Consider the following 15,145-nt stretch of genomic DNA (forward strand, 5'->3'; position numbering starts at 1 on the left):
TATTTGATTGTCGTTGTGTGTGCTTGTCGCACTCCCTTACATAGCCTCATGCGTTGCAGGCCCGTAGGTGAGGGGAATGCGTCGATAGGTTCACCCGATTGAAGACAACCAGCGCTTGAGACCCATTGGACTCACGACCCGATGAGGATCCGGCGCTGCACTGAACAAGATACGAAAAGAAGGCTACTTTTGCGTACGTACACAGCTAAGCCCGGTGACATCGAGCACGAGTGGCACGTCATTGACGCCACTGACCAGGTGCTCGGTCGCCTTGCTTCGCAGGTTGCACGCCTCCTGCGCGGCAAGCACAAGACCACGTTCACTCCGAACACCGACACCGGTGACTTCGTCATCATCATCAACGCCGACAAGGTCGCGCTGACAGGTGCGAAGCTCGAGAAGAAGCGCGCTTACCGTCACTCCGGTTACCCGGGTGGCCTCAAGAGCGTGAACTACGCCGAGCTCCTCGCCACCCACCCCGAGCGTGCAGTCGAAAAGGCTGTCGCCGGTATGGTCCCGAAGACTCGTCTCGGACGTGCCCAGATGCAGAAGCTGAAGGTCTATGCAGGTGCCGAGCACCCGCACGCCGCTCAGAATCCGCAGCCGTACGAACTCAGCCAGGTCGCGCAGTAAGCGCCTGAGCTCTAGACATCCCGAGGAGAACCGTGGCTGATACCACCAACGCGACAGAAACTGTCGAAGAAGAGATCACCGAATACACTTCCGAGACTCCCGCATCCGCTGGCCTGGGCGAAAGCACCGCCGGTGGACGTGGACAGTCCCTGACCGCTCCCGGCAACGGAGTGGGCCGCCGCAAGCAGGCAATTGCTCGCGTGCGCCTCATCCCCGGCACCGGTGAGTGGACGATCAACGGACGTACTCTCGAAGAGTACTTCCCGAACAAGCTGCACCAGCAGCTCGTCAACGAGCCCTTCACACTGCTGGACCTCGGCGGACGTTTCGACGTCGTCGTGCGCATCTCCGGCGGTGGACCCTCCGGCCAGGCCGGCGCCGTCCGCCTGGGCGTGGCTCGTTCGCTCAACCAGATCGACGCGGAGTCCAACCGTGCCGAGCTGAAGAAGGCCGGATACCTCAGCCGCGATGCTCGCGTTCCTGAGCGCAAGAAGGCCGGTCTCAAGAAGGCCCGTAAGGCACCTCAGTTCTCGAAGCGCTGATCTCACTGGCGAACCGACTGTGGCTGGTCTGCCACTGAGTCGCAGTCATCGACAGTTCAGCATCATGAACATGAGAATGCGGTCCCGAACCAGGTTCGGGGCCGCATTTGTCTTATCCGGACGCGGCGGCGCACGCTCGCTGCCGTCCCCGTTGGGGCGGTGACCCCGTCGCGCTCAATCCCGCCGCTCAAGCCGAAGCGCGCTCAGCTCTGCGGCGTTCAACCCTGCGGCGTTCGCCCTCCGGCGCGCAACCTCGCGTCGCTCACCCGCGTGGCGCGCAACCCGCCGTTCAAGCCGAAGCGCAGATATCGCAAGGTGCACGGATCGATTTCTGCGCTCCGTCTTGAACCAGCCATTGGCACGCTGCGATCGGCCGCCTCGGCGAGGGTGCCGTGACGCACCCAGCGGATCGACTAAGATCGACTCCGACATTGACGAAAGGATCCTCACATGTCTCGACTCTTCGGCACCGATGGAGTACGCGGTCTGGCCAACCGCGACATCACGGCCAAACTCGCACTCCAGCTCTCCGTCGCCGGCTCCCGCGTGCTCAGCCGCGGCTGGACCGGTGAGAGGCGACCCTTCGCGGTGGTCGGTCGTGACACACGGGTCTCGGGCGAATTCCTCTCCGCCGCTCTCAGCGCAGGAATCGCATCGACCGGCGTCGATGTGCTCGACGCGGGAATGCTGCCGACTCCTGGCGTCGCCGAGGTGGTCAAGGACACCGGTGCCGCATTCGGCGTCGTCATCTCCGCCTCCCACAACCCCATGCCCGACAACGGGATCAAGTTCTTCGCCGCCGGCGGCACGAAGCTCGACGACGCGGTCGAGGACGAGATCCTCGAGATCTTCGACCAGGACTGGGACCGCCCGACCGGTGCCGACGTCGGCCACATCTCCCGCTACCCGGCCGCCGCCGATGAGTACACCGAGCACCTCGTGCGCAGCCTCGACGCCGAGAGCGCGCGCCCCCTGTCGGGGCTCAAGGTCGTCGTCGACTGCGCCCACGGCGCCGCCTCGATCGTGGGACCCGCCGCTCTGCGCCAGGCCGGTGCCGAGGTCATCGTCTCCGCCGCCGAACCCGACGGCTTCAACATCAACGACGGAGTGGGATCGACCCACCTCGAACCGCTGCAGCGCCTCGTCGTCGAGACCCAGTCCGATCTGGGCGTGGCCTTCGACGGCGACGCCGATCGCTGCCTGGCCGTGGACTCCCTGGGCCGCGTCGTCAACGGCGACCAGGTCATGGGCATCCTGGCGATCGGACTCAAGGAACTCGGTGTGCTGAAGGGCAGCACCCTGGTCACGACCGTCATGTCGAACCTGGGACTGAAACAGGCGATGGACAAGTACGGCATCAGGACCGTGCAGACCGCCGTCGGAGACCGGTATGTGCTCGAGCGGATGCTCGCCGACGGGTATGTGCTCGGCGGGGAGCAGTCCGGACACGTGCTCATGCTCGATCACGGCACCACCGGCGACGGAGTGCAGACGGCCCTGCACCTGATGAAGCGGATGGCCGATGCCAAGCGGACCCTGGCCGACCTCGCCGCGGAGATCCCCCAGCTGCCGCAGGCGCTCGTCAACGTCAAGGGCGTCGACAAGAACAACGTCGATCACCCGCAGGTTGCCGCCGAAGTCGCCGCCGTCGAGGCCGAACTCGCCGACACCGGGCGGGTGCTGCTGCGGGCCTCGGGCACCGAGCCGCTCATCCGCGTCATGGTCGAAGCCGCCACCGAGGACACCGCCGCCGCCCAGGCCGATCGCCTGGCCGCGTCGGTCAAACAGCACCTCGCGCTGTAGCGGCTGAGGGGCTCCTGTCCGAGCTCCGCGGCACTCAGTGCCGCTCAACTTCCTCTTGTGGCGCTTCAACCTGCCTCAACGTCGCTCAACTTCCCTCAGGTAACGCGAAGCTCGAAAAGGTCGTCGCCAGTGACGACTTTTTCGAGCTTCGCGTTACCCGAGCCTGTGGATTCGAGTGCGCGTTTATCCACAGGTGCGGAAGTGACTGTTGTGGTGGATTGCTCGGCTCCGGAATGCTTGACGCATGTTCGCGTGTCTGACCTCGGCCGAGCTCAATGCAGCCGGATTGAGCTCCCACCAGCTGCGAGTCGCCGAACGCTGCTGCCTGAGGAGAGTTCGCCGCGGCATCTACGTAGTGACGGCGGTCTGTACCGATCCGGCGCATCAGTTCATCGCTGCCGTCGGTGCAGTGTCCGGAACCACTTTGCCGCGTGAGTCGGCAGGGGCGCTGAAGAAGAATGAAGATCTGCGCATCCTCGTGCGCTCCTATGTCGATGATCTTCCGGACGGAGCGGCCTTCTCTCACCGGAGTGCCCTGATCGTCCACGGCCTCTCGATCCCGTTTTTCGACAACGACGCAGCTCCCCGAGTGGAATTCGCCCATCCGGAGATCGGCGCGCGGCGTTCCTTCGTCCACGTCTGGAAGAGGCCACTGGAAGGGGACACCGAGGTCGTCAATGATTGCCGGGCCACCACATTGCTTCGGACCCTGCTGGACGTGTCGCGCGACTGCCCTCTGGCTTTCGCCGTCGCTGTCGTGGACGAGGCGATTCGGCGAAATCTCGTTTCTGCTCGAGAGTTCGCGGACTACTGTGCCCGCAAGCCGGTGAGAACCCGGCAGGGGCGCATCAACGCAGCAGTTGCGAATGTCGATGCTCGGCGGGAGTCTGTTGCCGAATCGATCACAGCGGTCCGGTTCGTCGAATACTCAGTGCCGGGATTCGAACCGCAAGTGGTGATTCGCGATGAGAACGGGGACTTCGTCGCGAGGACCGACTTCGCCAACCAGAAGGCGCATGTCATCGCTGAATTCGACGGTGCCGGCAAGTACTATCTCGACGGTGCCGACCCGAAGCAGGCGTTCGAGCTTGAGCGCCGCAGAGAGTATTCTCTGCGCAATCTTGGCTTTCAGGTCTTCAGAATCACCTGGAAGGACCTTTTCAAGGGCGACCTCTTCCTGCGCATCAAGGACAGCGTCAGACGGCGCAGCATACAGACGGCCTGACGCGTGAACTCTGCAGCCGATCTTGCAAGCCGACGGCTCACTGCTCGCGCGAGAAGTCGTGACTACCGGCCTGCCGAGTCGCATGGCCTCCCTCAGGTCACGCAAATCTCGAAAAAGTCATCACCGGCGACGACTCTTTCGAGAGTCGCGTGACCTGAGCGGCGGCCGGGGTGGATCACGGTCCCCGGAGTGGGCTTCCGCGACCGGATGGCAGGACGAAATCGCTACCCGAACTCCCTCGCAGCGCTCCGACGTAAGTGAGATGTAAGTGCCGGCTGGCAGCATCGGGGCATCCGACGGCGGGTCAGAGTCGACTGTCGTCGGATGAGAACCTCACCTCTTCCAACGATCGGAGATCCATGACTCTGCAATCCCAAACTGTCCTCAGCGATGCCAAGCGTGAGGACTCGGCCGATCCCACTGCACAGCTTGCTGCGATGGTCGGCCCGACGATGATCCACCTGGCTGGCGACCCCGGCTACGACGAAGCGAGGACGCTGTGGAACACAGCCGTCGATCTGCGGCCCGCCGCAGTCGCTGAACCGGCCACCGCAGCTGAGGTCGCAGCCGTCGTCACGGCCTCCAGTCAGCTCGGGCTCCAGGTCGCACCGGTGAGCACCGGCCACAACGCCGGTCCGCTCGTCCAGCACGACCTCGCTTCGACCGTCCTGGTCAAGCTCTCTGCCATGGACGGCATCGAGATCGACCCGTCGGCAGCCATGGCGAGAGTCCAGGGTGGTGCGCTGTGGGGCGACGTCACCGAGGCGGCCGGTCGTCACGGACTCGCCTGCCTGCACGGATCGTCCCCCGATGTCGGCGTGGGCGGGTACCTGCTGGGCGGAGGCATCTTCCTCTACGCCCGTCGACTTGGCATGGCCACCAGCAGCCTCACAGCCGTCGAGATCGTTCTCGCCGACGGAGAACTCATCCGCGCCGACCACACTCAGCATCAGTCGCTGTTCTGGGCTCTGCGCGGTGGCGGCGGCAACTTCGGCATCGTCACCGCTTTCGAATTCTCGCTCTACCCGCTGGAGACGGTGCACGCGGGAATGATGGTCTGGGACATCGACGACGCCGACCGTGTGGTGCGTGCCTGGGCCGACTGGGCCCCGAATGCGCCGCACGAGATCACGACGTCGATGCGCATCCTCAACCTGCCCGAGGCACCGGGCATACCCGAATCCGTGGCAGGACGACCCGTCGTGTGCATGGACGGGGCCGTCCTGGCCGATAAGAAGCGTGCGCGAAGGGTCCTTGCTCCGCTGCGGAATCTGTGCCCGCGGGTCGACACCTTCGCGCAGGTGCCTCCGAGTTCGATTGCCCGACTCCATATGGATCCGGAAGGCCCGACCCCGGTCACCGGGGACACTGTACTGCTGGGACGACTGACAGACGAGGCCGTCGATGCGTTCCTTGCCGAAGTCGGCCACGGGACGGAGCACTCTCTGCTCTCGGCTGAACTGCGACAGCTCGGCGGAGCTCTGGCCAGGAAACATCCCGACGGTGGGGCGCTCAGCCGGATGGACGGGAGTTTTCTGCTCTTCGCCGCAGCGATCGCCGACACTCCTGAGAACGAAGATCGGGGGAAGCACGATGCTTCCGAACTGGTCCGGGCCATGGCGCCGTGGAGCACCGGACGTCAGTATCTCAACTTCGCTGAGGAGCCGGTCGACGTCGGCGACAGCTACGGCGACCGTGAGTGGCTGACGCTGACCAGGGTCAAGAGCGCCTACGACCCTGAGAACGTGTTCGCGGCTAATCACCCGGTGCCGCTGGCTCACACGTGAGCCCGGCGTCAGCACCCGGACTCGCCCCGGTGCGGTACGGGAACGGCACCGGGAAGTCGATGCGGCGGTAGCACGACTGGGACTCATGCCGGTGGCGGAGGGCGGAGGATGTATCTCCCATCTGTTCTTCCGCCTCGGCGAGGCGCGCGGCAGCCCTTCCGGCGAACAGCCAGCATCCGGACCACTGGGCGAGTTCGAGACCTGCGCGGGAGTGCACGATCGCTGTCTTCGGTCTGCCCCACATCAGCTGCGCCTTGGCCAACGAAGCATGGGCACTGGCGGCCAATGGCAAGCGCACGCCCTCGTGGGCGAACCGGAGCGCGGTGCGGTACCAGTCGAAGCATTCGGCATCACCGTCATCACGCATCGAACACGCGACGTCGAGCAGAATCGGGCCCACATCGGCTTCGGCCGGGTCCTGTCGGGCGATGGTCCAGGCCGTGAGTGCTCCGACAACTGCGTCATGGCACCGACCAGATCGCCGGTCGATCTGACTGCGGGTGCGCCACCACATCACCTGCCGTGCCTTGGGCCCGGTCGCTTCGCCGGCGGACCTCAGCGATTCCTCGGCCCTGTGCAGGCGTGACATGTGGGTGAGGACAAGGGCCCGGATGATGCGCAGCATCGCATCGGTTCCCGTCGTCCGCTGGTCGAGTCTTGACGCTTCTCCGAGGAGCCGCAGGGCGCGACGGAGGTCTCCGGTCAGTGCCATGACTGTCACCATGTCTTGGAGCAGGACCGCACACAGATTCTCGTGCCCCAGTCCGGAGTGGAGGGCTTCCAAGCGTTCCAACAGCGACAGCGCCTCGTTGTGACGCCCCTTCGCCATGAGGACATAGGCGAGTTCGCGGCGCAGGACCGATCCACGCATCGTCGGATCCGCTGCATCCTCGTTGCGAGGCGTGAGGTCGCCTGCGGGGTCGATGACGGCGAGGTCGGACCGGATCTCGTCTTCACGATTGCGAGCGAGTGTTCGGTGGGTGTAGAGCAGGTCCGAACTCGGGTCGAGTCCCAGTTCGTCGAGTGCACGGTGTGCCTCGGCGAACGCGCCGGGCAGTTCCGCATCGTGACCCGTCTGCTGCAGAGCCGAGATCCTCAGAATCTGAGCGTGCTCGTTCTCCGGGTGCTCGTGCGTCAGGCGAGTGAGCAGTCTGAGCGCAGTGTTCCCGTCGCCGAACTCCAGATGGAATTCGGCGCATCTCTCCCGAATCCGGGTGTGCAGACCGCTGAGCTCGGCCTGCCAGTCCGCCGTGTCGGGCAGGTCGACGTCGGGAAACGGCTCGCCGCCCCACTGAGCCGCGGCCGCCTCGAGGCATCGGAGCGTATCCAGGTCGTGGTCGGGCATATCCTCGGCGAGGGCGGTCCGGGCACTTTGCTCGAAACGCCACGCATCGACGGAGCTCCGATTGAGGTCGAGTCTGTAGCCGTTCGGTGAACTGAGCAGAACACCGTGCCCCAACTGCTTGCGCAGACGGTGGATCTGGACGTGCAGGCGAGTGGTGACACGCTCGGACCACTCATCCGGCCACAGCGCTTCGACGATGCGTGACGCCGGCGTCCAGGCGCGGAGCCGGAGTACCAACAGAGACAGGAGGGCTCGCTGGGTGCGTCCCTGTATCCCGCGAGCCACACCGTCATGGAGAATCTCCACGCGTCCCATTGCGCGCATATCCATCCGGTCAGCGTAGAGTCTCGCGATACCGGGAGGAATACCTCGACGAACCTCACAGTTTCTGCCTGCGTGTCCCTCGTCCTGATCGGTCCGTCGCAGCTGACGCCTCTCAGGTCACGCGAATCTCGAAAAAGACGTCACTGGCGGCGACTCTTTCGAGATTCGCGTGACCCGAGAGGAAACGGGACGGAAGTAAGCCCGACGGAGGGCATCGGGCCCCCGGTTGCACGCACGACGTTCGTCGGAGGCCGGTCCACAGCCGGCGCGGCCGCGAAGCGTTCCCGTCAGGTCGAAGCGTCCGATCAGCTCGAGGCGAACTGTGTGGCGTAGAGCTCGGCGTAGCGGCCGCCGCGACCGACCAGCTCCTCGTGAGTGCCCGACTCGACGATGCGCCCGGCCTCGACGACGAGGATCGTATCGGCCTGCCGGATGGTCGACAGCCGGTGCGCGATGACCAGAGCTGTACGACCGTGCATCGCCTGGGCCAGGGCCTGCTGGATCGCGGCCTCATTCGTCGAATCCAACGCCGAGGTGGCCTCATCGAGCACGACGATCTCTGGGGAGGCCAGCAGCATCCGCGCGATCGTCAGCCGCTGCCGCTCACCTCCGGAGAGCCTGTACCCGCGCTCGCCGACGACCGTGTCCAGTCCGTCGGGAAGTGCGTCGATGACTCCTCGCAGCTGTGCGCGGGAAAGTGCGTCCCACATCTGCTCCTCGGTGGCAGCGGGGTTGACGAGCTGGAGATTCGCGCGGATCGATTCGTGGAAGACATGACCGTCCTGCGTGACGACGCCGACGGCTTCGCGCAGGTCGGCAAATGACAGATCCCGGACATCGACGCCGCCGATGGCGATCTCACCGTCCGTGACGTCGTAGAGGCGCGGCAGAAGTGAGGCGATCGTCGACTTGCCCGCCCCGGAGGAACCGACGAGGGCGACGGTGTGCCCGGCGGGAATGGTGAAGCTCAAGTCGTGGAGGACCTCATCGCCGCCGCGGGTATCGAGCACGGAGACGTCCTCGAGACTGGCCAGGCTGACCTGAGAAGCGCTGGGATAGGCGAAGTCGACGTGATCGAACTGCACATCAAGCCCACCGGCGGGCAGAGCCTTCGGCTGCGAGGGTTCCTTGAAGTACGGCACGAGGTCGAGGATCTCGAATACACGCTGGAAGGACACGACTGCGCTCTGGATGTCCAGGCGTGCATTGGCGAGCATCGTCAGCGGAGTGTAGAGCCTGGTCAGCAGCAGTGCCAGGGTCACGACCTGTCCGGCGTTGAGGTTGCCGACGACTGCCTGCGCTCCGCCGACGCCGTAGACCAGCGCGAGCGCCAGGGCAGAGACCAAAGTCAGCGAGGATACGAACGTCGACTGCAGCATTGCGACCTTGACCCCGATGTCGCGGACCTGACCGGCACGGTCGGCGAACTCTTCGTTCTCCTTGCGGGGACTGCCGAAGAGCTTGATCAACGTGGCACCGGCCGCGGAGAACCGCTCCGTCATCCTCGTCGACATGTCGGCTGAGTTGTTCGCGGCCTCGAACTGCAGTGACGCGAGCTTTCCGCTGAGCATGCGAGTCGGGATGATGAACAGCGGCAGCAGGAGGATCGACATCACGGTCACCTGCCAGGAGATCGTGACCATGACGCCGACGGTCAGAACCAGGGAGACGAAGTTCGACACGATCCCCGACAGGGTGTTCGAAAACGCCCGCTGAGCACCGATGACATCCGTGTTCAGCCGAGAGACCAGGGCACCGGTACGGGTGCGGTTGAAGAACGCGATCGGCATCGACTGGACGTGGTCGTAGACGGCCGTGCGCAGATCGAAGATGAGCCCTTCGCCGATCCGGGACGACAGGTATCGGTTCGTGATCGAGATGGCGGCATCGGCGATGGCCAATCCGCCGATCGCCACGGCCAGCCACACCACAGTGGAGACGGGCCCGCCGCCGGTGATCGCATTGACGACGTCGCCGGCGAGCACCGGGTTGAGCACGCCGATGACAGCGGTCAGGACGGAGAGGACGAGGAAGATGATGAGCTTGCGCTTGTGCCTGGCCGCGTAGCCGGCGATCCTCTTGTAGATGCCCGGCTGGATGGTCGTCTGCGGAGTCTTCTGGTTTTTGACGGAGGAGTACATGACGCGGTGCGCGGAAGGCATACTCATGGCGGGTCCCTTTCTGCTGCCGAAGCGACCGAGCATGCACGGACATCGTCCGTGCCGGTGCGGGGATCGCCCGCGTCCGGTCGCCGCCGCGGGCGGGTGGCCCGGCGACGGAGAGTAGAACAGTGCACACAGTGCAACTGATGTCAGGGCGAAACTATTTCCTCACCCGCAGGCGAGCCCCATCACAGCACGCGCCGCACTGCCGCGTACTCGCGGCCGGGCCCACCGATCCCCGGCGACCAGCTTCCGCAGCTGCACCTTCCGGTCACAGCTTGCGCAGCTGCACCTTCCGGATGGTGTGATCGGAGGATTTGTGGAGCACGAGGTCGGCTCGGCCGCGGCTGGGCTGGACGTTCTCGCGCAGGTTCGGGAAGTTGATGGAGTCCCAGATCTCCGTGGCCAGGGTGATGGCCTCCTCATCATCGAGCTGCGAGTAGCGGTGGAAGTAGGAGTCCTCGTCCTGGAACGCACCGTGCTTGAGCTTGAGGAAGCGCGAGATGTACCACTGCCGGATATCGCGGGAGCGCGCATCGACGTAGACGGAGAAGTCGAAGTAGTCGCTGATGGCCAAGCCCACGGTCCCGTCCTGACGGGGACGGGCGGGTTGGAGGACGTTGAGGCCCTCGACGATGAGGACATCGGGGGAGCGCACGACCACCTCGGCGCCGGGGACGATGTCATAGGTGTGGTGCGAGTACACGGGCGCGCGGACCTCGGGAGCCCCGGATTTCACGGCGGAGATGAACTTGAGCAGTTTCCGCCGGTCATAGGATTCGGGGAACCCCTTCCGCCCGTTCAGGCGCCGGCGGTCGAGTTCGGCGTTGGGGTAGAGGAATCCGTCGGTGGTGATGAGCTCGACGCGCGGAGTGTCGGGCCAGCGGGCGAGCAGCTCCCGGAGCACACGTGCGGTCGTCGACTTGCCCACGGCCACCGATCCGGCGACTCCGATGACGAAAGGTGTGCGCTTGGCGTCCTGCGGTTCCAATCCGCGTTCGTGCAGGGGAGAGAAGAATTCCCTGGTCAGGTCGTGTTTCGCCCGACGTGCGGAGACGTAGAGATTGAGCAGCCGTGACAGGGGCAGATAGACCTGCGCGACCTCGTCGAGGTTGATCCGATCGCCGAGTCCGCGCAGTCGTTCGATATCGCGCTGCTTCAGCGGCAGGGGAGTGGCCTGGGCGAGCGTGCCCCACACGTCCCGGTCGAATTCCCAGAACGGGGACGTCGTGTCCGGCTCGCTGCGCCGGGCGGTGTTGAGTCCGGCGAGTCTGCGCGCACGGTCCAGCTGAGGGTCGACATGGCTCATTCCCCCATTGTGTCATGCGTCATGTTCGCGACCCGCGCCAGGTCGGCGATCGCACTCACCCCTCGCCGAGGCGGCCCCGCCGACCCGCAACCACCCCAGCCGAGGCGGCCCCGTCCCGCCCCGTCCCATCGCGCCCGCGCGCGTGCAGTTCGTCACGTTGACCCGATCGTGACTCGCCGGAATACACGAGAACGCCCACGAGTGCGTAAAATCTCCCTCATGTGTGGAATCGTTGGCTATGTATCCAAGGCCCCCGTTGACAATGCCGATCATTCGGCGCTCGATGTCGTGCTCGGCGGCCTGAAGAGGCTCGAGTACCGCGGCTACGACTCGGCAGGAGTCGCGCTCGTGACCCCCGACGGTCAGCTCGCCTCGGCGAAGAAGGCCGGGAAGTTCTCCGCCCTGACCGAGGAGATCGAGGCCAACCCGCTGCCGGCGGCACAGACCGGAATCGGCCACACCCGCTGGGCCACCCACGGCGGACCCACCGACGTCAACGCCCACCCGCACCTGGCCGACGGCGGAAAGCTCGCACTCATCCACAACGGGATCATCGAGAACTTCGCCCACCTGAAGAAGGACCTCGTCGCCGACGGCGTCGAGTTCCTCTCCGAAACCGACACCGAGGTGGCCGCCGCCCAGCTGGCGAAGAACTACAAGGCGACCGGCGACCTCACCGCCGCGATGCGCAAGACCGCCGGCGAACTCGAAGGTGCGTTCACCCTGCTCGCCGTCCACGCCGACGCTCCCGGTCAGGTCGTCGCCGCACGCCGGAACTCGCCGCTGGTCATCGGACTCGGCGAAGGCGAGAACTTCCTCGGCTCCGACGTCGCCGCGTTCATCGACTACACCCGCACGGCCGTGGAGATCGGCCAGGACGAGGTCGTGACGATCACCCCGGAGACGGTCACGATCACGGATACGCAGGGCAACCTCGTCGAGGGTGAGCAGTTCGAGGTCGATTGGGACACCGCCTCGGCGGAGAAGGGCGGCTTCGCGTCGTTCATGGACAAGGAGATCCATGATCAGCCGCAGGCCGTGGCCGATACTCTGCTCGGTCGCCTCGACACCGACGGCCGCCTGACACTGGACGAGATGCACATCGACGAGTCGGTGCTGAAGTCCGTGGACAAGATCGTCGTCATCGCCTGCGGCACCGCCGCCTACGCCGGGCAGGTCGCGAAGTACGCGATCGAGCATTGGTGCCGGATCCCCACCGAGGTGGAACTCGCCCACGAATTCCGCTACCGGGATCCGGTGGTGACCGAGAAGACGCTGGTCGTGGCGATCTCGCAGTCCGGGGAGACCATGGACACGATCATGGCCGTGCGCCACGCACGTCAGCAGGGTGCGAAGGTCATCGCGATCTGCAACACCTTCGGATCGACGATCCCACGGGAATCCGATGCCGCGCTCTACACCCACGCCGGCCCGGAGATCGCCGTGGCGTCGACGAAGGCATTCCTGTCGCAGGTCGTCGCCTGCTACCTGCTCGGCCTCTACCTCGCCCAGCTGCGGGGCAACAAGTTCCGCGATGAGATCGGGTCGATCCTCGCCGAACTGCAGACCATCCCGGAGAAGATCCAGCACATCCTCGATGAGACGAAGTCGCAGGTCCTCGCCCTGGCCGACCGCAATCAGGAAGTCGGTTCGGTGCTGTTCCTCGGCCGTCACGTCGGCTACCCGGTGGCGATGGAAGGTGCGCTCAAGCTCAAGGAGCTCGCGTACATCCACGCCGAGGGCTTCGCCGCCGGTGAGCTCAAGCACGGGCCGATCGCGCTCATCGACGACGGTCAGCTCGTCATCATCGTCGTCCCGTCGAAGCGCGGTCGGGACTCGCTGCATGCGAAGGTCATCTCGAACATCCAGGAGGTGCGCGCACGCGGTGCGAACACCGTCGTCATCGCCGAGGAAGGCGACGAAGAGGTCGATCAGTTCGCCTCCGAGGTCATCTTCGTGCCCGAGACGACGACGCTCATGGCGCCGCTGCTGACAACCGTTCCGCTGCAGATCTTCGCGATGGAGCTGGCCACGGCCAAGGGCCTCGACGTCGACCAGCCGCGCAACCTCGCGAAGTCGGTCACGGTCGAATGATCCGCTTCGGTGCCGGATCCGACGATGTCCGGTCCGGCACCTGAGTCGGTCGGAGTTTTCTGAGGAGGTCCGGTTATGGCGATTCTGGGGATCGGCACTGACATCGCCGATGTGCCGCGCTTCGCCGAGCACATCGAACGGGTGCCCGAACTCCTCGACCGTCTGCTCACCCCCGGTGAGCAGCTCAAACGCAACGGCAAGCGCAGGACGGATGCCTCCTTGGCGGCGCGGTTCTCCGCGAAGGAGGCGCTGAAGAAGGCCATCGGCTTCCCCGGGTGGCTGCCCTGGCAGTCCGCCGAGGTGGTCCCCGCCCTATCCGGTGCGCCGAGTTTCCGCCTGCGCGGGCTCGTGCTCGACCACTTCCGCGCCATCGGCGGGACGAACATCCACCTGTCGATCACCCACGATGCGCACCTGACGATGACCTTCGTCATCGCCGAGGGGGAGGGCCCCTCGCTGAGCCCCGGCATCGAGGGAGCCGCTGAGCACTTCACGCACTCGATGTACGGGAAGGGATCGCGCCTCGGTGACAGGCCTGATCACTGAACGCCCGAGCGTCGGACGACCGTCCGCCGGGTTCGGGAACCCGGCATAGACTCAGGGCATGAGCACTCTTCCTGACACAGCCGAGCCACGTCCCGTCCACCTGCCCACCGCCGATGACGCGAACGACATCGCTGCCGGCCTGGTCACCCTGCGTCGGGCCCTGCACGAGAACGTCGAGGTCGGACTTGACCTGCCGGTGACGCAGAAGCTCGTCCTCGAGGCCATCGAAGGCCTCAACATCGAGGTCACCGCGGGAGAGCGGCTGTCCTCGATCGTCGTGGTGCTTCGCGGCGGCGCGCGAAAGACCGACTCTTCCGGGGTCGTTCCGGCCGTCCTCCTGCGCGGGGACATGGACGGACTGCCCGTCACCGAGGCGACCGGATTCGACTTCGCGGCCACCTCGGGGAGGATGCACGCCTGCGGCCACGACCTGCACACGGCCGGCCTCGTCGGCGCGCTCAAACTCCTCCACCGCGACCGCGAGACCCTGCCCGGCGACGTCGTGTTCATGTTCCAGCCCGGCGAAGAAGGCTATGACGGGGCCGGGAAGATGATCGACGAAGGCGTCCTCGATGCTGCCGGCCCCCGCGTCAGAGCCGCGTTCGGCATCCATGTCTCCGCCGACGCCGACCTCGGTGTCGTCAGCTCTCGACCGGGCCCGTACATGGCGGCGTTCTCGAAGATGACGATCACCGTGGGCGGCAAGGGCACGCACGCCTCCCGCCCGGCCACCGGCAAGGACCCCATCCAGGTCGGCGCCATGCTCGTCGGCCAGCTGCAGGAGTACATCACCCGCCGTTTCGACATCTTCGACCCGCTCGTGGTCACCGTCGGCCAGTTCAACGGCGGCACCGCGCCCAACGTCGTCCCCGACTTCGCGACGTTGGTCGTCAGTGTGCGCACCTTCTCCGAATCCGTGACGTCCCGCGCCGAGGTGGAGCTTCCTCAGCTCGTCCGTGACCTCGTCGCCGCCCACGGTCTGTCCGCCGAGGTCGAGTACGAACAGATCCTTCCCCCGACGATCAACGACGACGCCGAGGCGGAGTTCTTCCTCTCCACCTTCACCGACCTCTTCGGTGAGGAGCGGATGGTGCGCAAGGCGAATCCGCTGCCCGGCTCCGAAGACTTCTCCCGCGTCCTCGACGCCGTGCCGGGTGCGTACGGACATTTCGGAGTCGCCCTGCCGAACCTGCCGGTCGACGAACGCGAAGCCAACCATTCCCCGCGCGCACGCCACAGCGATGACGGCCTGGCCGACCAGGCTCTGTTCCTCGCGCACCTCGCCGGGCGCAGGCTCGCGAAGCTGGTCGAGGACTGATCCGGACGGCGCCGGCAAAGAGCACCCGGGCAGACATGCGCTGTTCTGAAAGGCTCT

11 protein-coding genes are annotated in these 15,145 nt (G+C 65.6%); 8 read left to right on the forward strand and 3 right to left on the reverse strand.

Features of this window, described 5'->3' with window-relative positions:
* The first annotated feature begins 189 nt into the window (after positions 1-189).
* The 5 genes from rplM (at position 190) to GUY37_RS05045 (ending at position 5,990) form a co-directional block, all read left to right on the forward strand.
* The gene (gene rplM / locus GUY37_RS05025) at positions 190-633 is read left to right on the forward strand and encodes a 50S ribosomal protein L13 (protein WP_166822976.1); all 444 of its coding nucleotides are present in this window, start codon (positions 190-192) and stop codon (positions 631-633) included.
* A gap of 32 nt (positions 634-665) precedes the next feature.
* On the forward strand, positions 666-1,175 hold the full coding sequence (gene rpsI, locus GUY37_RS05030) for a 30S ribosomal protein S9 (RefSeq protein ID WP_135810123.1): 510 nt from the start codon (positions 666-668) through the stop codon (positions 1,173-1,175).
* A 450-nt stretch (positions 1,176-1,625) separates the two neighbouring features.
* Entirely contained in the window at positions 1,626-2,978 is a 1,353-nt protein-coding gene (glmM, locus tag GUY37_RS05035) for a phosphoglucosamine mutase (RefSeq protein WP_166822979.1), read from the forward strand.
* A gap of 244 nt (positions 2,979-3,222) precedes the next feature.
* A complete protein-coding gene (locus tag GUY37_RS05040) occupies positions 3,223-4,203 on the forward strand; it encodes a hypothetical protein (protein WP_166822982.1) in 981 nt (326 codons plus the stop codon).
* Between the two features lie 359 nt (positions 4,204-4,562).
* A complete protein-coding gene (locus GUY37_RS05045; protein ID WP_166822985.1) occupies positions 4,563-5,990 on the forward strand; it encodes an FAD-binding oxidoreductase in 1,428 nt (475 codons plus the stop codon).
* Here the strand turns inward: GUY37_RS05045 and GUY37_RS05050 are convergent.
* The 3 genes from GUY37_RS05050 to coaA form a co-directional block, all read right to left on the reverse strand.
* The gene (locus GUY37_RS05050) at positions 5,959-7,665 is read right to left on the reverse strand and encodes a BTAD domain-containing putative transcriptional regulator (protein ID WP_166822988.1); all 1,707 of its coding nucleotides are present in this window, start codon (positions 7,663-7,665) and stop codon (positions 5,959-5,961) included. The two genes, GUY37_RS05045 and GUY37_RS05050, sit on opposite strands and share 32 nt — an antisense overlap.
* Before the next feature lie 299 nt (positions 7,666-7,964).
* Complete coding sequence (locus GUY37_RS05055; protein ID WP_166822990.1) at positions 7,965-9,827, reverse strand: ABC transporter ATP-binding protein; 1,863 nt, start codon at positions 9,825-9,827, stop codon at positions 7,965-7,967.
* Positions 9,828-10,092: 265 nt separating this feature from the next.
* Complete coding sequence (gene coaA, locus GUY37_RS05060) at positions 10,093-11,130, reverse strand: type I pantothenate kinase (protein WP_166822993.1); 1,038 nt, start codon at positions 11,128-11,130, stop codon at positions 10,093-10,095.
* Between the two features lie 219 nt (positions 11,131-11,349).
* On the opposite strand from coaA, the gene glmS reads away from it, so the two are divergent.
* From glmS to GUY37_RS05075, 3 genes are all read left to right on the forward strand, one after another.
* Positions 11,350-13,224 carry a glutamine--fructose-6-phosphate transaminase (isomerizing) gene (gene glmS, locus GUY37_RS05065; protein ID WP_166822996.1) on the forward strand — a complete coding sequence of 625 codons (1,875 nt, stop codon included), beginning with the start codon at positions 11,350-11,352 and terminating at the stop codon, positions 13,222-13,224.
* 75 nt (positions 13,225-13,299) lie between these two features.
* The gene (locus GUY37_RS05070) at positions 13,300-13,770 is read left to right on the forward strand and encodes a holo-ACP synthase (RefSeq protein ID WP_152347328.1); all 471 of its coding nucleotides are present in this window, start codon (positions 13,300-13,302) and stop codon (positions 13,768-13,770) included.
* Between the two features lie 58 nt (positions 13,771-13,828).
* The gene (locus GUY37_RS05075; protein WP_166822999.1) at positions 13,829-15,088 is read left to right on the forward strand and encodes a M20 metallopeptidase family protein; all 1,260 of its coding nucleotides are present in this window, start codon (positions 13,829-13,831) and stop codon (positions 15,086-15,088) included.
* The last annotated feature ends 57 nt before the right edge of the window (positions 15,089-15,145 follow it).

The sequence above is a fragment of the Brevibacterium limosum genome (assembly GCF_011617705.1).
GTDB lineage: Bacteria > Actinomycetota > Actinomycetes > Actinomycetales > Brevibacteriaceae > Brevibacterium > Brevibacterium limosum.

Excerpts from the sequence above, each read along its gene's own strand:
- glmM (WP_166822979.1), top strand. The coding sequence starts at position 1,626 with ATGTCTCGACTCTTCGGCACCGATGGAGTACGCGGTCTGGCCAACCGC.
- GUY37_RS05040 (WP_166822982.1), top strand. The coding sequence starts at position 3,223 with ATGTTCGCGTGTCTGACCTCGGCCGAGCTCAATGCAGCCGGATTGAGC.
- GUY37_RS05045 (WP_166822985.1), top strand. The coding sequence starts at position 4,563 with ATGACTCTGCAATCCCAAACTGTCCTCAGCGATGCCAAGCGTGAGGAC.
- GUY37_RS05050 (WP_166822988.1), bottom strand. The coding sequence starts at position 7,665 with ATGGATATGCGCGCAATGGGACGCGTGGAGATTCTCCATGACGGTGTG.
- GUY37_RS05055 (WP_166822990.1), bottom strand. The coding sequence starts at position 9,827 with ATGAGTATGCCTTCCGCGCACCGCGTCATGTACTCCTCCGTCAAAAAC.
- coaA (WP_166822993.1), bottom strand. The coding sequence starts at position 11,130 with ATGAGCCATGTCGACCCTCAGCTGGACCGTGCGCGCAGACTCGCCGGA.
- glmS (WP_166822996.1), top strand. The coding sequence starts at position 11,350 with ATGTGTGGAATCGTTGGCTATGTATCCAAGGCCCCCGTTGACAATGCC.
- GUY37_RS05070 (WP_152347328.1), top strand. The coding sequence starts at position 13,300 with ATGGCGATTCTGGGGATCGGCACTGACATCGCCGATGTGCCGCGCTTC.
- GUY37_RS05075 (WP_166822999.1), top strand. The coding sequence starts at position 13,829 with ATGAGCACTCTTCCTGACACAGCCGAGCCACGTCCCGTCCACCTGCCC.